Genomic DNA, 14879 nt, shown 5'->3' with positions numbered 1-14879 from the left:
TGCACGGTGGTCGAAAATAATCCCGCGCAGACCGAGGCATCTGGTAAAAAGCGTTCTTTGTCTGCGCAGTGGTGAAACGATTAATGTTCCTGTCTTTCCTGACTCGTCTGCGACGCCGCCGCCTGGCGTTCGCCATGATGGCCGCGCTGATTATTGGCGTGCCGACGAGTTGTGCCGTACTGGAACACACCGAGCGCAAGTTGCTTTTTCGCATCGAGCCGGGGACTGCCGGCTGGTATCGCGGTCTGCCGAACAGTGTTCAGGAACTCGATCTGCAACCGAAGAGCTTCAAGGCCGGGCAGAACATCCATGCCTGGTGGTGGCCTGCGGAACGTGCCAATGCCCCGGCAATCCTCTATTTGCATGGCGTGCGCTGGAACCTCACCGGGCAACTGTTTCGCATCGAACAGCTACGGGCGGCGGGTTATTCGGTGTTGGCTATCGATTATCGCGGGTTTGGCCAGAGCAAGGGCGATCTGCCGTCGGAGAGCAGCGTTTATGAAGATGCCCGCGTTGCGTGGGAACGCTTCCAACTGTTGCAACCGGATCCGAACAAACGCCTGATCTACGGTCATTCTCTCGGTGGCGCAGTGGCGATCGATCTGGCCGCTGAGCTCGGAAAGAACGCCGCGCGTAACCACACGCCTCTGCCGGTGCGCGGTCTGGTCATTGAGTCAACCTTCACTTCCCTGGCCGATGTGGCTGCCGCGGTGGCCAATACCTCGCTCCCGGTGCGCTGGCTGCTTTCACAGAAATTCGACTCCATCGACAAGATTGCCGACATTCACATGCCGCTGCTGGTGGTGCATGGCCTGGCTGATGCCTTCGTGCCGCCGCGCTTCAGCGAGCAGCTGTTCAATGCCGCTGAGCAGCCCAAACGCCTGCTGATGGTGCCCGGAGCGACGCACAACAACAGCATGGCGCTCGGTCGCCAGGGTTATCGCAAGGCTCTGGATGCGTTGATGCAAAGCAAACCGCTGCCCAAGGTTGCCGGACCAGCAGTGGCCAAAGGCTCTAGCGACTCCTGACCGACGTACTGGCATACTGGCGCCGCTTCCGACACCACAAAAAGGACTGAGTGTGTTAACCCGCCCCAACGCCCGATGGATTTATTACCCGATTTGCTGGCTAGCTGTACTTTCACTACTGCTGCACAGCGCTTTCTATGACTGGAATCTGCTGACCCCGATCGACGTCGGCGGTACCTTCATGGGCGGAATCGGTGGACAACTGTTCGCCAGTGGATGGGTCGCGGCCACTGTAGCTTTGTTGTTGGCCATGCTGGCGCGCATACCGGGAGCAATTAATGCCTGCATACTTGCGGGCCTTATGCCTTTGGCCATCGGCATGTGGTGGCAGATCAACTATCCCGACGACGCGGAACAGCGCATCTACAGCATCAGTCCTCACGAAATCGGTAGCGCGATGCTCATCGGCGCGTTGTTGTTGGGACTCGGCCTGTTTTTGCGTTCCAGACTGAGGAAGCAACGCGCGCCCTCGCTTTGGGCGATGATCGGGAGATCGGCCACGGCGATTCTCATATTGACGGTATTTATTGGCGTGCCCATTTATGTCGCCAGGCAAATGTCGCTGCCCCATTGTGCGTTCACCGAAGATGGTCAGCAGTTGACCATATGCTTGAGTGACGACGACAACGAACGTGTGATCGTCGACTGAATACATCACTAGCGCCCAGGCACCCAAAAGCCCAACCTGGTCAGGTCGGGCTTTCGCTTATCGCCTTGCCAATTCGTGGCGTACGCATTGCTCGTAATAGGTCTGCTTGACCGCTGCCGGTTTGAGCTTCGAACTGCTGTTGTAGGTCTGCTCGGTAATGCCCATCGCGGTCATGCGCATCCACGGCTGCTGGAAGCGGCGAACCTGCAGTTGCTTGCGCGCGCCATACAGCGAAACCCCTGACAGCTTGGATTGCTGCGCACCGGCAGCAATGTCCGAGCCCCAGGTACAGGCAAAGCGATGGCCTTTGCTTAACTCTCTTGCCTGCACTCCCGAGGCGATCAAAGCCAGGGAAAACGCCGCAACGGTGATGACAATCGTCCGCATATTGCCAGCCTAACCTTTTGAAAAGAGGCGATTTTGCCGGGGTGCATTGCGTCTGGGGGCCAGCAATTTGCCTGCTGTCGGGATTTTTTTATCGAAGGTGAATTCGCCGCTCGTCCAGTACCGCGCACCTTTGGCCGGCAGGCCTATCCAACGCAGCACATCCCACCGCGTAGAAGGCCAATGTGATGAACAAGAAAATGCTCGCCCTGTCGTTTTCCAGCCTGTGCCTGCTTGGCCCGCTTCACGCTTGGGCAGCCGAAACGACAGCGGGTGCCGCGACCCCTGCCACCGCCCTGCCCGGTGTCAATCATGCAGAAAGCTCTCGCGACCATGATGAGAAGGCGAACAAGAAAGGCGAAGAGTCGTCAGGCGCCAACGCAGGTTCACAGCCGCATGAGACAGAGAAGGATGCCGCGACGTCGAGCGACTCCAGCGACATAGATAAAAAACCCGCTCAGTAAGAGTGGTTTCGCTTTTAGTAACGAAAACCCGATGTCGAAACTAGCGCAGCACAGGGTGATATCAATATGATGCGCGCACTGGCGACCATAGAGGGTGGCCAGAGAAAAATACACCCAAGGAATGCAAATGAAAGATTTCGTCATCGGCGTCAACAACATCGTTCTCTACATCGCACTCGCAGTCATCCTGATCGTGTCTCTGTTCATGATGAGCCAGAGCTTTCTTTCGGGTCTCGGCATGTTCGTAGGCGGCACCCTGGGCTGGTGCATCGTCTCCGGCTTCTGGTTCGTGCAGTCGGCGACCTACGAAGAACTGCGCAAGCTGAACTCGAAAAACAGCTGATCTGCGCCGAGTATTCGTTATAGAGAAAAGGCCAATGTCATCGACATTGGCCTTTCTTTTTAGCGGCGAAGAGACTGGTTATTCATTGCTTGGTGCACTGAGCGCCCAGCCCCATGCCCATGGAACCCAGGGCAACCATCGGGCCGCTCGGCAGTTCGCACGTATATTCACCGCTTTCGGTTTGAGCGGTATAGAAAGTTGTATTGAAGTCGCTGCGGATGTTGGACACCTTGATTACAGGTTTGCCAATGGTGGTCTGTGCGCGATTCTTGAGATCACTCTCTCCCGGCTTTACGGTCTGGCATCCAGTAACTGCGAGCGCCAATGTTGCGAGTAAAGCGAGAACCGGGATAGTCCTTGATGAGTTCATGCAGATCGACCTTTTTGATTTTCATACCGGAAAAATTCTGGCAATTAGATGCCAAGCGAAAGGACTTTAAAGTCGAGCCGGAACAGGGGCAATTAGGTCGGATGTGCTAATGGCTGAAGGCTAGCGGCGCGCTCAGCGAAGCTTTGCGACTGCCTTCGGTATCGCAGGACGCTTAATCGGTTTGTAAAACGTCTATCTGCAAGCGATCGCCGCCCTCCTCTCGGCAATCGAAACGAACCGGCAAAAACATCTGAATGACTTCAATGTTGCTGCGTAAATGATCCGTCATGCGCGGCGTGGTGAACGATCCGCCACCGGCCAGCGCCATTGGCAGCAGCAACTGATCGGCCAGGTGCTCCGCGACCGCCGCATCACTGCGCAGCCAGTCCGCAGCCTGATTGATCGCGGCATCAGCGACCTTCTCGGCGCGCAAAGACACTTGGCCAAACGCACTGAACACCTCAGTGACATGTTCGAAAACATATTCCAGCAATAACACATTGCCCGGGCCGCGTTCCGGATCAATCGTCACCGGTTGCAGCGCCGCCGATGGCCAGTTCAAACGCTTGGCCACCTGACTCAGTTCTCGTTGAGCGACAGTGGGCGCAAGTCCGGCAGTCAGCGCCAGAGCCTGTTGTGAAAGCGCCTCGCCGCGCTCACACAGATCCAGACGCATCAGGCTCGAAGGCTGCACTCGCACTTCAACCTCACCACCGCCGGCCGGCGCAAAACCATGACGCACCAAGTCCAGTTCGACAACCCCGCCCATGCGTCGCAGCAGCGGTAGCCAACTGCGCGAGAGGAATTCAGTCGGGGGCGCCAGCGGATTGTGCGTGCCGCCAGAGATCGTCACTCGACTGGCCTGCGGCGCCCGCATCAGGGCTGGCAGCAAAGTCTGCAGAACCAGCGTGCAACTGCCCGCCGTGCCGATGGCGAACTTGAAATCACCTGCGCGGATTGCGCCCGGTTCGAAGCTCAAGGCCTGCGAGCCCAAATGCGCACCGCAGATCCGTGCACCACAAACCTCGGCCGCCGCCATCACGGCTGTCAGATGCTGACGCAGCAATCCAGGACGGCTGCGTCTGGCGCGAATCTGTTTAATGCGAAACGCCCGGCCTGTCACCATCGACAGGCTCAGCGCACTGCGCAACACCTGGCCGCCACCAATGGCGCCGTCCAGTTCAATCATTTCTTTCATTGCCAATCCTTATGCGTACGGCGCTACGGTGTTCCTGAGGTATCGATGCAGCCGTCGCAGGTATTACTGAGTTCTGAATAATGTCGGGATTTCGCGCTAGAGTTCAGCTGCGATGCACCAGTAACAGAGCCAGGCGACTTCGCAGGCGTTCTCGCCAGCACGGGTTGCTATCCCTTGACGCACACCACCTGACGCAAGGTGTGCAGCACTTCCACCAGCTCACGCTGGGCGTGCATGACTTTGTCGATGTCCTTGTAGGCCATCGGAATTTCGTCGATGACCGCTTCGTCCTTGCGGCACTCCACGTGGGCAGTGGCGCGAATCTGATCGGCGACGGTGAACGTATTTTTTGCCTTGGTACGGCTCATGGTGCGCCCAGCGCCATGACTGCAGGAATTGAACGACTCCTCGTTGCCCAGCCCGCGAACGATGAAGCTCTTGGCCCCCATCGAGCCCGGAATAATCCCCAGTTCACCCTTCTTCGCCGACACCGCGCCCTTGCGCGTGATCAGTACGTCTTGACCAAAATGCCGCTCCTTCTGCACATAGTTGTGATGGCAGTTCACCGCTTCGATCGCGACCTCGAAAGGCTTGCGAATGATCTGCCGCGTCGCCTGAATCACCGCACGCATCATCAGTTCGCGGTTCTGTCGGGCGAAATCCTGCGCCCAGCCCACAGCCTCCACATAGTCATCAAAATGTCGGCTGCCTTCTTCGAAATAGGCCAGGTCACGGTCCGGCAGGTTGGCGATGTGCTGGCGCATATCGGCTTGGGCCAATTGGATGAACAGGTTGCCGATGGCGTTGCCGACACCACGTGAGCCACTGTGCAACATGAACCAGACCCGGTTGGCTTCATCCAGGCACACTTCGACAAAGTGGTTGCCGCTGCCGAGCGTCCCCAGATGCCCACGATTGTTGGTGTTGGCCAATTTCGGATACTTGTCGGTGATCAGCTTGAAGCGCGGCTGCAACCCCGCCCAGGCCTGATCAGCCTGCTGAGGAATCTCGTCCCACGCGCCTTTGTCTCGCCCCGAACGATTGGAACTGCGGCCATGTGGCACCGCTTGTTCGATTGCAGTACGCAATCCATGCAGGTTGTCTGGCAGATCTGCAGCCGTCAGCGACGTACGCGCAGCGATCATGCCGCAACCGATGTCGACGCCCACCGCTGCCGGAATGATCGCGCCAACTGTCGGGATCACGCTGCCGATGGTCGATCCCTTGCCTAAATGCACGTCAGGCATGACCGCCAGATGCTTGAAGATGAATGGCATTTTTGCCGTGTTCATCAACTGTGCGCGGGCTTCGTTCTCAACTGGGACACCTTCGGTCCACAGTTTGATTGGCTTGCCGTTGGCGACTTCGAGGAGCTGGTAGCTTTGATCTTTCATAAATCGGTGTCCCTGTTTTTTTGCATGAGCGTTGCAGCCGCTGTGCCAGCTTCGCCGTCGCGCCTTACTATTTAATGCATCCACTTGATTCAGAAGGAATTATTAATTTTCTGAGTCGGTCTCGGCGAGCAATCGACGACAAAACCGCCTCAAAGAAATTATCATTGTCTATCGTCATTTATCTTCTGAGATAAGCATGTCTGAAAAACTCACGGTCGCTATCGGATTTATCGGAGCCACTCTCGATCGCGTCGGTAAGGGCGCAAACCGTTGGAGCCACTGGCGTCCCACAGTCGGCCTGTGCCAACAAGCCAATCTGCCGATCTATCGGCTTGAACTGATTCACGGCCTCGATGCGCGCGACGTCAGCCTCGCGGAGCGCGTTACTGTCGATATTCAGCAGACATCTCCAGGGACCGAAGTGCGCCTGCATCCGATGGCGCTGCGCAATCCCTGGGATTTCGAGGAGGTCTACGGCGCCCTGCACGATTTCACCACGGCTTACAACTTCGACACCGAGACCGAGGATTACCTCGTCCACATCACCACCGGCACCCACGTCGCGCAGATCTGCTGGTTCTTGCTTACCGAAGCGCGCTATCTGCCGGCCCGCCTGATCCAGACCTCCCCCGCCAAGCGCAACAGCGATAACGAGCCCGCCTGCGGTACGCATGCGCTGATCGATCTCGACCTGTCGCGTTATGATCGCATCGCCTCACGCTTCGCCAGCAAGCGCCTGGAAGGCCTGGAGTTTCTCAAGTCCGGCATCGCCACGCGCAACTCTGCATTTAACCGTTCCATTGAACAGATCGAACGCGTAGCGGTGCGCTCCAAAGCACCGATGCTGCTGATCGGTCCGACCGGCGCCGGCAAATCCTTCCTGGCCCGACGCATCTACGAACTCAAACGCAATCGCCATCAGATGCAGGGACGCTTTGTCGAAGTGAACTGCGCCACCCTGCGTGGCGACGGTGCGATGTCAACCCTGTTCGGTCACGTCAAAGGTGCCTTCACCGGTGCGCAAAACGCTCGCGATGGCCTGCTGCGCGCCGCCGATGGGGGAATGTTGTTTCTCGATGAAATCGGCGAGCTTGGCGCAGACGAACAAGCAATGCTGTTGAAGGCAATCGAAGAGAAACGCTTCTTCCCGCTGGGCTCGGACAAGGAAGTGGAGAGTGATTTCCTGATCATCGCTGGCACCCACCGCGACCTGCGCAGCCGGGTCGCCGAAGGCGCGTTTCGCGAGGACCTGTACGCTCGGATCAATCTATGGACGTTCGACCTGCCCGGCCTGGCCGGTCGCCGCGAGGATATCGAGCCAAATATCGATTTCGAACTGGAACGCCATGCTCGCGAGCATGGGCAGCGGGTGCGTTTCAATCTCGAAGCGCGCCGACGCTACCTGGCATTCGCCAGCTCACGCGAAGCAACCTGGCTGGGCAACTTTCGCGAACTGTCCGCATCGATTACGCGGATGGCGACGTTGGCCGACAGCGGGCGTATCGATGAAGCGCAGGTGGACGATGAGATCGATCGATTGCGGTATGCCTGGGGCTTGGCGCAACCCACTGCATTGTCAGCTGACTTGCCGGGAGATGGCGAGAGCATGGACTTGTTCGACCGCTTGCAACTGAAGGCGGTTATCGACGTATGTCGGCAGGCGGATAGTCTGTCAGATGCCGGTCGACAGCTGTTCGGTGTTTCCCGGCAGGCCAAGGCGCAGCCCAATGATGCCGATCGCTTGAGGAAGTATTTGAGGCGGTTCGGACTTGAATGGGCTGAGATCGCAGGCACGAGGTGAAGTGCAACGCCCCTGAACACATAGCCTCAATGATGACCGTAGAAAAAATGAATTAGCCGCCTGATCTCTCGGTCAAGAATTATGAACGCAGTAAATCTGACGAGGTGACAGCAATGACTATCCAGGCAGAGACACTCGTACAATTGACCGAAGCGCTTCAAGAGCGCGGCATGAAGATGGTCTCAGACGTCCATTTCACTCGTGCGCCTTACCGCTACAACCACCGCTGGATCTGCATCGTTGAGTGAACATGCTAGTTGCCGGCGCCTGGATCGAAACGTCCAGCGCCGGCGCCGTTTGGCTTCAATTATTCGAAGACGTTCCGCTCAAACCCAGATCACTGTCTCAGTGTTGATCTCGGCCACGTCCGTAGAATCAACCTGCCGCTGGCGATGCAGATCGTCGCGCATTTTTGCAAAATCGATTTTCTTGTTCCCAAGCTCTTTCAGGACCAAGCCTGAAATTCTGTAAATGCCGCAGTCCGCACATTCGATAAGTTCGCCGCCGTGAGCTTCTTCCGTTGCCCGCACCTCAAGCCCGCATAGATAACATTTCATCGCCGATCTCCTGTTTGCTGGTGCTCAAGAGATCGTCTTGTTGAGAAGGAAGTTTCAACTGAACGCGTCTTGTCCGGCGATTGTGTTCCCGCTGTTACTCCAAGGACGACGGCAATAAATAAACCCGGCGCAATGGCCGGGTTTTCTGAACGTTTGAGTTCATGACCCCTACTTCGCGCCGCCATTGTCGCGGCCCGTCTGGGCATCTTGATCGGAGCCAGGATTACCGGGTGGCGGATTCCAGTCTTCTGGTCGTTCGTCCGTACCCTGCTTTGGCTCAGACTCAGCTTGCTCCAGACCGGAATCATGACCCTCGCCAGAGTCAGGGGTTTGCTCGCCCGGGCCCGGATATGGCGCTTCTGGGCCGTTGTTGTCGTCGATCATCATTTTCTCCTGTCAGTGGCGCAGGGGGCTGCGCTTACTAGTGAGAGAAGATGCGCATACCTGGAGTGCGATCCGCTCGACGAGCGGACATAAAAAAGCCCCGCTCTACGACGGGGCTCAACTATCCGATAAATCACTTATTCCGTTGCAGCCAACCTATCAACATGAATGCCAAGCCAGGTATCAATAGCCCAGGCGCGATATATGCAAAGGTTCCGCTGACAAGAAGACCATTGAGGCCGAAAACCAAGCCGCATATTGCAAGTGGCAGCCCAACAACAAACATTGGCTGCTTGAACGCCTTGCCCATGACTCGACTCCTTTCAAGAATTTGGTATTAAACAACATGGCTGCGCGTGCATGGCGGAAAAGGATGCCTTGATCGATGCGTTTTCTACCGGCCTTCTGGCAACAGTAGGGGAGCCATCCTGGAGTTGAAGGCTTGATCGGAATCCAGAAGTCGCGCAAATCTTACGCCCATGAAAAAGGCCAATGCTTTGAACATTGGCCTAAGTCATTGAAAAATATGGTCGGGACGGAGTGATTCGAACACTCGACCCCTAGCACCCCATGCTGGTGACTATAGCCGCGCAAGTAATTGTTTTGTAATGACAATGCCCTGTTTTACGGCTAGCAAAACATCCGACTTTTTGTGCTTATGCAAACGAAAGCGCGCGGCTTCTAGAGGAGGTTTTGCGCAGCAAAAACAGCATAAAGCCGCGGTCTTAAAATGTTGAATACGTAAACCCGCCGCTACTGGAAATAAAACCAGTCTTTGCAGAGCCATGCTGCCGTGATATTTTCGCGCCACCATACCGAATGTCGGCGACTGCTCGTTAGAGCGTTCCGCGAAAGGTCCAGTTGGGCTGCTGTCGCCGCTCCTCGCTGGAAAAAGCCGGGCAACCGGACAAACTGGAAAGTAGACAGCATCAGTCTGAACCTCCCCGCCAACTGCAACATGAGACTGGGAGAACAGCTAGGGAGGATTACCTATGGGTATTTCTAAACAAGCTGGTTCAGCAGTTTTGCACAAGCGCATTCGTGCGTTCGGTAGCATGGCCATCGGCTTCGGTTTGATGGGCATTGATCCAGTGTCCGCTGTTGCACTGGCTCTTGGGGCTACTGTCGTCTTGGCGATGTTGTAAGGCTAGGGCGGCCACGGAACAAGGACGTGGCCACCCAAACCTATCCCTCGCCTCCATCCCAAACCCGCGCCTTCCTCCGTTGAGCTCGAAACAACGACCACCACCATGTCAAGGTGACCCCGAAACACGCGCAACCTATTGATGGACAAAGGAAACACACCTAAATTTGCAGGTTCGAAAACTGACGTTACCCGCTATAAGAATCAATAACTTAGCGCTGTATTTTCCTACAGTACTCTGCCATTCCCCGGCGTTCTGCCGATCAAATCTCCCTCTGCTATTCTGGGTTCTTCCATGGAGGACACCCAATGCCGAACTCAGATCTACTCCCTTCCCTGCTCGCCAAGATCAACGAAAACCAACTTGCCCTTGAAGCCGCCATCATGGAGCTCACCCTTTGGGTAGAGCAGCGCGGATCAGCCGATGTCGCCGAAAATGTCCGAAGCTCTCTGGCCGCGCTCGATCGGAATGAAGAATTCATCAAAATGACCTTGGCTGTTTTGATGACGCCCGACTGACAGCTCGTCGCCCCACCCTCGCCCGCCGGCACAGCCTCGATTACTGTATATGCAAACAGTATTCAGTAAGGCGTGCCCGTGGACCCCCTCTATATAGAAGACACCGACGATTGGCTCGGCAACCCGACCCCGCTCGAAACCTGCCGACACCAGCTCAGGATGTACGAGAACGAATTCGAAGCGCTCACCCTCAAGCTTGATCGAGCGTTGGCGAATATCGAAGGCCTGGTCAGAGACAATGATGCGCTCAGGCAGGAGATGGATTCTCTCAAGGCCAAGCTTCAGCACGCCGAAGGAGCTTTGCTGAGCGAGAGGCGAAGATTCGCCGACGTCGAACACAGCAGAAACCATCTGTTCAATGAAAACCAGCGCCTGTTCAGAGAAGCTCGAGATCGGGAGGAATTCGCAGGTCATTGCGAATGCTGCGCCGAAAAAGGTTTGTGACGAAGCCAGCCCTGACGGGTCTACGCTGAATCAGATCCATCCGAGGGCATGGCAATGTGCGGACGACTTTCCCAGTACAGCGGCATTCACGACTTCGTGGCGGCGCTCAGCATGCCGAACGCGCTCATCAACTCGACCGGCGAGCAGCCCTTTGAGCGGTACAACGCCGCGCCAACCACTCAGCTCGCCCTCTTCCACCGGGAAGGTGATTTTCTGCACGCGGACATGGTTCGCTGGGGATGGCGCCCGCACTGGGCGAAAGACCGCGCCGCGCCAATCAACGCCCGCGTGGAGAAAGTCGCTCATGGCCCGTTCTTCCGCGCGATCTGGCCGCACCGGGCAATCATCGCGATCAACAACTGGTTCGAGTGGGTCGATGAAGGGGAACCGAAGAAGCAGCCCTACCTGATCAGGCACCGGGACAAATCCCCAATCCTGTGCGCAGCGATCGGCCAATACCCGAACGAGGAGCACGGCCCCGGCGAGCACGACGGCTTTGTGATCATCACCGCCGACAGCGCCGGCGGCATGGTCGATGTTCACGACCGGCGCCCTGTTGTTCTGCCGCCAGAGCTTGCCCGGGAATGGCTGGACCCGGCCACGCCGAAAGAACGCGCCGAACAAATGGTGCTGCATGAGGGCGAGCCATCAGAGGCGTTCGAATGGTTCAAGGTCGACCGCGCCGTGGGCAATGTCCGCAATCAGGGCCCCGACCTTATCAAGCCGATTAAAGAAAACAGCCTGTTCTAAGCCGAACTCAGCGCGCGCAGGCGGTTCTCTGTCGCGTTGTCGAAGATCACGTAGAGCTTGTCGATGGTGGATTCGGTTAAGGCGCGCGCCGACTCCAGGCCATAGACGAAACCCTCAGCCCTAGCGCCTGCCTTGGCTGCGATTATCATCGAATCTGCACGCGCAATCTCAGCCAGAAGCTTGTCTGCAGCGCGCTCAATGTTCGGGCTCAGTTCTACACCTTCCATGTCGCCTCCTGCCTTGTTGGGATCAGCAACAGGATAGCGGCATCCGCCTCAGGGAACATCCTTAAAGAAGACGTGGTGACCGAGTTTCAGCGTCTGCTTGGCCTTCGCTACCCAGGCCGGCGCCTTGATGCTGGTGGCATAATAGTGCGTGGCGCCGCCGGTAGGATCCGGTACCTTGCCGTCAATGACCTGGTCAGCAGCAATCCGGCACTGGGCCAGCTCGCGGAACGGGATCTGCTTCACGCCAATCAGGAACTGATAGTTCGGGTCGGTCTTGTTCCAGCAGCTGAACTGGTACGGTTTCTGGCAGACGCCGGCATAGCCCTCACCCCACCACGACTTCTCCTTGCCGTCGAACACGCGGTTACGGATCGTCCATGCCACGGCAACCTGCCCGGCGGCCCCCTCCCCGCGAGCCTCTCCCCACAATGTACGGGCGAGGATGTCGCGGTCTTTTTCAGTGGCACTCATATTTTTCTCCAGGCAAAAAAATACCCGTTCAAGGCGGGTTCGGTTTCTTGTCGATATCAGATTGAAGGGGCGGCACGGGCCACGGTTGTCTCTTCGTTGTACGGCTCTGGCTGCTCAGGCCATGCAGGTTCAGTTGGCCAGATCGGCTGACCGGTCACGCGCCCAAGGAGAACGCGGTACTTTTTCCATTCGGCAAGCGCCGCAACTCGCGACGGTTTTTCATCAACCTCCTCAGGCAGCGCGTAGTCGCCGTCAATGGCATCGTTGATCGCGTCGATCCGGCTTTGCAGTGCGGTAATTTGCGCGGTTGCGAGCCGGGTCCGGAAATTGAGGTCCGCCGTCGTGACGCGCAACAACTCTTGCGCGGCTATCGCATCAATCAATTCCTGCGGGATCTCATCGACGTACGTTTCGCCTGCTAGCAACTCCATGTCGGGATTGATGGCACGCCAACCTGTTGCAGTAATTGCGTAGGGCATATTTCACCTGTCGAAGTAGTAGCCGATGCAGTACGCAGACGCTCTTGCTGCGCCGGCGGCCTGATACGTGATTGATCCGTCAGTAGCCGAGATAGCGCAACGCGCATTCAGAACAGGCCCAGCCTGAATAAAGATTGTCCAGCCTGCAGAGATCGATGTGGCCGCATCAGAGGGAGTGAACTGCGCGTAGCCTGTGCCTGGGTTCTGCCAAGCGCCTTCAAGCGTGTGCGCCGTGACCGGCGTACAGGATCTAGTGGAGAACGACGCAAGACCTGACGCTGCGCTGAGCAGTAGGAACGGAACGGTCTGTGGATCGGCATGCTTGTAGGAAATGTATCCCTGCTCCGGGTGGTGGTCGAACTTGTATACCTGGTTTGCGGTGGTCGACCGGACCAATAGTGAGCCGATATACCGACGGGTGCTATCGCTCGTCTTCTGGTGGGCTTGGTTGTAATAGCGAGTCGGGGCTGTCGAACTTTGCTCGATGGCGCCGGCAGAAGTCAGGTAAAGATGGATGAAGCTGCCGGCCGCCCCAGCCGGCGTAATGCTTCCGCCGGCATAAGCCACCACCTTTCCGACGGACGGAACGTAAGCGCTACCTGCCCCGATTGCGATTGAGGTTGCAGACGACCATGTCATCGTCAAACCTTCGATAAAGCCTTGAGCGCCGCCTATACCGCCCTGTTCTCGAGAGAGGGGCACTGTCAGGCCGGTGAATTCGGTGATGTCAGAGTTTGCGCCCTTGCCCGCCTTGCTGAACTGCAGCTTGGCCAACGCGGCAAGGATTGTGTCAGTTGCAACGACCGCCGACACAGCGCCTGGAAGCGTAAACCCTGTCAGCAGAGACGCACGAACCCGCGCTTCGGTGAAATACTTGTTCGTCGCCCCTTCTGCAAGACCGTCCGCAGTTGCCAGATTCAAGGATTCACGCACACCTGGCAGCGTCGGATCCTCGCCAAGCACTGCCAGTACTCCGCCGAACTGATTGACGAGCGCCCGCAGCGCGTCCGCCGATTCCTTCACATAGCCCTGCATCGGAGCGATCGCGTAGACACCGGCCGCGTTGGTCGCGCCTTGGTAGTTTGGCGAGATCGACATGGTGGTATCGCTGGCGATGTTGGTGATCTCGTACCAGCCGCCATCTGGCCCGCGAAACGCATCACCTACGCGCCCGTTGGACAGGAACGAAGTCCCGGTGCCGGTCACTGCGTTGGAATTTTGGACGACAGAAACCGTCCCGGTTTTGTACCAAGGCATAGAGTGTTTCCTTGAGTTCTTTTAGACAGCAGGCTTGGCAAACATGGCTGGCATCCAAAACGCATATGGATTGGATAACCCTATAGTTACGGCATATAAAATTTTATTCGAAAAGTCCCACCATGTGTTAACACTGCGCCCGAGGTTGTCAGCGTTATTCATCCGCATCGCGAAAGTATTACCGAGAAGATATTCATTCTCGGGAAAGTCAAATGGCACGGAGTAATAGTTTACATATTCACCCTGAGGCAACTGAGTGGAAGATATAAAGGTCCAGTTCTGAAACGCCCGAGTGAAAAGGAGGTTCGGCGTCCCTGAATCGAAAATGGGTTCTGCATTTTCGCAAAACAGCCTGAGCCCATAGTCCGCCACAGGCTTGGCGCCGAATGTCGCTACGATGTAGCGCCCATTCGGATAGTAGCCGACTTGGTCAAACATCCCGATGACTACCCCTGTCCAGTTGCCGGGGCTTCCCTGCACAGCGGAGGCGCCCCCCATTTTCAGAAGACCGTTTACAGTATCTGGTCTGAAAAAAATAAGTGGCGGTTCCGCTGTTGTTATCGGTGCAGGAAAGGTGACCAGTGACGAATAATTCCCCGGACCATAGTTCGGTGAATAGCGCCCACTGTAGATTATGCAAAGCCTTGCATACTCCGAGTCCAAAACTACCACATCATTACTGTTAGAGAAACTCAGCCCAAAGTTCATTATCGAAACCTCGACACAAATAAGCGCATAGTTCCGAATGACACAGAGCTTGCTTCAAACCCTCTTGTGTAGTTATAGACCCTCGCAACGCCGTCCAGCATTTCAGTTTCAAATTGTCTTTGATTGGAAGTAACAGGTCCGTTGGGAACAACGAATGCTACTGAGTTGCTAGCGTTGCAACCGGGTACAGAAAAATCCTGCGTGGTTTTCCCCGAGTTGAATGTCACCAGAGTGGATAAAACCAGTCTGAATGTGAACGAGTTTTCGTCAAGCTGGAGCGCCCCATCCGCGCCCCAGATTCTCATCCC

Annotated in this window: 22 protein-coding genes; 9 read left to right on the top strand and 13 right to left on the bottom strand. The window is 56.7% G+C overall.

The window, feature by feature from the left end; all coding sequences use genetic code 11:
• The first annotated feature begins 83 nt into the window (after nucleotides 1-83).
• Both ACZZZ4_RS18970 and ACZZZ4_RS18965 read left to right on the top strand, forming a co-directional pair.
• Nucleotides 84-1028: an alpha/beta hydrolase gene (locus tag ACZZZ4_RS18970; protein WP_463548443.1), complete on the top strand. Its 945-nt coding sequence runs from the start codon at nucleotides 84-86 to the stop codon at nucleotides 1026-1028.
• A 52-nt stretch (nucleotides 1029-1080) separates the two neighbouring features.
• Nucleotides 1081-1677: a hypothetical protein gene (locus tag ACZZZ4_RS18965; RefSeq protein WP_240783216.1), complete on the top strand. Its 597-nt coding sequence runs from the start codon at nucleotides 1081-1083 to the stop codon at nucleotides 1675-1677.
• Nucleotides 1678-1734: 57 nt separating this feature from the next.
• Here ACZZZ4_RS18965 and ACZZZ4_RS18960 read toward each other — a convergent pair whose 3' ends face one another.
• Complete coding sequence (locus ACZZZ4_RS18960) at nucleotides 1735-2064, bottom strand: hypothetical protein (RefSeq protein ID WP_039762119.1); 330 nt, start codon at nucleotides 2062-2064, stop codon at nucleotides 1735-1737.
• Between the two features lie 185 nt (nucleotides 2065-2249).
• On the opposite strand from ACZZZ4_RS18960, the gene ACZZZ4_RS18955 reads away from it, so the two are divergent.
• Complete coding sequence (locus ACZZZ4_RS18955; RefSeq protein WP_415763097.1) at nucleotides 2250-2525, top strand: hypothetical protein; 276 nt, start codon at nucleotides 2250-2252, stop codon at nucleotides 2523-2525.
• A 127-nt stretch (nucleotides 2526-2652) separates the two neighbouring features.
• Nucleotides 2653-2868: a hypothetical protein gene (locus tag ACZZZ4_RS18950; RefSeq protein WP_039762117.1), complete on the top strand. Its 216-nt coding sequence runs from the start codon at nucleotides 2653-2655 to the stop codon at nucleotides 2866-2868.
• 82 nt (nucleotides 2869-2950) lie between these two features.
• On the opposite strand, the gene ACZZZ4_RS18945 is transcribed toward ACZZZ4_RS18950, so the two are convergent.
• The 3 genes from ACZZZ4_RS18945 to ACZZZ4_RS18935 all read right to left on the bottom strand — a co-directional run bounded on the left by ACZZZ4_RS18945 (nucleotide 2951) and on the right by ACZZZ4_RS18935 (nucleotide 5830).
• Nucleotides 2951-3238 carry a hypothetical protein gene (locus ACZZZ4_RS18945; RefSeq protein WP_129999108.1) on the bottom strand — a complete coding sequence of 96 codons (288 nt, stop codon included), beginning with the start codon at nucleotides 3236-3238 and terminating at the stop codon, nucleotides 2951-2953.
• A gap of 172 nt (nucleotides 3239-3410) precedes the next feature.
• On the bottom strand, nucleotides 3411-4436 hold the full coding sequence (rtcA, locus tag ACZZZ4_RS18940) for an RNA 3'-terminal phosphate cyclase (RefSeq protein ID WP_463548442.1): 1026 nt from the start codon (nucleotides 4434-4436) through the stop codon (nucleotides 3411-3413).
• 167 nt (nucleotides 4437-4603) lie between these two features.
• Nucleotides 4604-5830, bottom strand: coding sequence for an RtcB family protein (locus tag ACZZZ4_RS18935; RefSeq protein ID WP_415763100.1), 1227 nt, complete (start codon nucleotides 5828-5830; stop codon nucleotides 4604-4606).
• A 196-nt stretch (nucleotides 5831-6026) separates the two neighbouring features.
• Here ACZZZ4_RS18935 and rtcR point away from each other — a divergent pair, with 196 nt between their 5' ends.
• On the top strand, nucleotides 6027-7631 hold the full coding sequence (rtcR, locus tag ACZZZ4_RS18930) for an RNA repair transcriptional activator RtcR (RefSeq protein ID WP_463548441.1): 1605 nt from the start codon (nucleotides 6027-6029) through the stop codon (nucleotides 7629-7631).
• Nucleotides 7632-7957: 326 nt separating this feature from the next.
• On the opposite strand, the gene ACZZZ4_RS18925 is transcribed toward rtcR, so the two are convergent.
• From ACZZZ4_RS18925 to ACZZZ4_RS18915, 3 genes are all read right to left on the bottom strand, one after another.
• Nucleotides 7958-8188 carry a hypothetical protein gene (locus ACZZZ4_RS18925; RefSeq protein WP_463548440.1) on the bottom strand — a complete coding sequence of 77 codons (231 nt, stop codon included), beginning with the start codon at nucleotides 8186-8188 and terminating at the stop codon, nucleotides 7958-7960.
• 168 nt (nucleotides 8189-8356) lie between these two features.
• Complete coding sequence (locus ACZZZ4_RS18920) at nucleotides 8357-8572, bottom strand: hypothetical protein (RefSeq protein WP_039762109.1); 216 nt, start codon at nucleotides 8570-8572, stop codon at nucleotides 8357-8359.
• A gap of 133 nt (nucleotides 8573-8705) precedes the next feature.
• Entirely contained in the window at nucleotides 8706-8882 is a 177-nt protein-coding gene (locus ACZZZ4_RS18915; protein WP_415763103.1) for a hypothetical protein, read from the bottom strand.
• Nucleotides 8883-9564: 682 nt separating this feature from the next.
• On the opposite strand from ACZZZ4_RS18915, the gene ACZZZ4_RS18910 reads away from it, so the two are divergent.
• The 4 genes from ACZZZ4_RS18910 to ACZZZ4_RS18895 all read left to right on the top strand — a co-directional run bounded on the left by ACZZZ4_RS18910 (nucleotide 9565) and on the right by ACZZZ4_RS18895 (nucleotide 11429).
• A complete protein-coding gene (locus tag ACZZZ4_RS18910; RefSeq protein WP_463548439.1) occupies nucleotides 9565-9717 on the top strand; it encodes a hypothetical protein in 153 nt (50 codons plus the stop codon).
• A gap of 308 nt (nucleotides 9718-10025) precedes the next feature.
• Nucleotides 10026-10235, top strand: a complete 210-nt coding sequence (locus tag ACZZZ4_RS18905; RefSeq protein WP_186565496.1) for a hypothetical protein — start codon at nucleotides 10026-10028, stop codon at nucleotides 10233-10235.
• 78 nt (nucleotides 10236-10313) lie between these two features.
• Nucleotides 10314-10679: a hypothetical protein gene (locus tag ACZZZ4_RS18900; protein WP_463548438.1), complete on the top strand. Its 366-nt coding sequence runs from the start codon at nucleotides 10314-10316 to the stop codon at nucleotides 10677-10679.
• 54 nt (nucleotides 10680-10733) lie between these two features.
• Nucleotides 10734-11429 (top strand): SOS response-associated peptidase family protein, encoded by a 696-nt coding sequence (locus tag ACZZZ4_RS18895; RefSeq protein WP_463548437.1) that lies wholly within the window; start codon nucleotides 10734-10736, stop codon nucleotides 11427-11429.
• Here the strand turns inward: ACZZZ4_RS18895 and ACZZZ4_RS18890 are convergent.
• The 6 genes from ACZZZ4_RS18890 to ACZZZ4_RS18865 are packed head-to-tail and all read right to left on the bottom strand — an operon-like array spanning nucleotide 11426 to nucleotide 14876.
• Nucleotides 11426-11656, bottom strand: a complete 231-nt coding sequence (locus ACZZZ4_RS18890) for a hypothetical protein (RefSeq protein WP_463537916.1) — start codon at nucleotides 11654-11656, stop codon at nucleotides 11426-11428. The genes ACZZZ4_RS18895 and ACZZZ4_RS18890 overlap by 4 nt on opposite strands.
• Nucleotides 11657-11704: 48 nt before the next feature.
• Nucleotides 11705-12127, bottom strand: coding sequence for a cell wall hydrolase (locus ACZZZ4_RS18885; RefSeq protein ID WP_463548436.1), 423 nt, complete (start codon nucleotides 12125-12127; stop codon nucleotides 11705-11707).
• A gap of 56 nt (nucleotides 12128-12183) precedes the next feature.
• Nucleotides 12184-12606, bottom strand: coding sequence for a tail fiber assembly protein (locus ACZZZ4_RS18880; RefSeq protein ID WP_463537914.1), 423 nt, complete (start codon nucleotides 12604-12606; stop codon nucleotides 12184-12186).
• A 3-nt stretch (nucleotides 12607-12609) separates the two neighbouring features.
• Nucleotides 12610-13863 carry a hypothetical protein gene (locus ACZZZ4_RS18875; protein ID WP_463548435.1) on the bottom strand — a complete coding sequence of 418 codons (1254 nt, stop codon included), beginning with the start codon at nucleotides 13861-13863 and terminating at the stop codon, nucleotides 12610-12612.
• Nucleotides 13864-13884: 21 nt separating this feature from the next.
• Nucleotides 13885-14571, bottom strand: coding sequence for a hypothetical protein (locus ACZZZ4_RS18870; RefSeq protein ID WP_463548434.1), 687 nt, complete (start codon nucleotides 14569-14571; stop codon nucleotides 13885-13887).
• The gene (locus tag ACZZZ4_RS18865) at nucleotides 14571-14876 is read right to left on the bottom strand and encodes a hypothetical protein (protein ID WP_463549289.1); all 306 of its coding nucleotides are present in this window, start codon (nucleotides 14874-14876) and stop codon (nucleotides 14571-14573) included. Before ACZZZ4_RS18865 ends, ACZZZ4_RS18870 begins: the two co-directional genes overlap by 1 nt.
• Nucleotides 14877-14879 lie beyond the last annotated feature (3 nt).

It is taken from the genome of Pseudomonas sp. AC252 (assembly GCF_979258105.1).
Note: the sequence above shows the minus strand (reverse complement) of the source record. Positions and strands in the feature narration are given on the sequence as shown.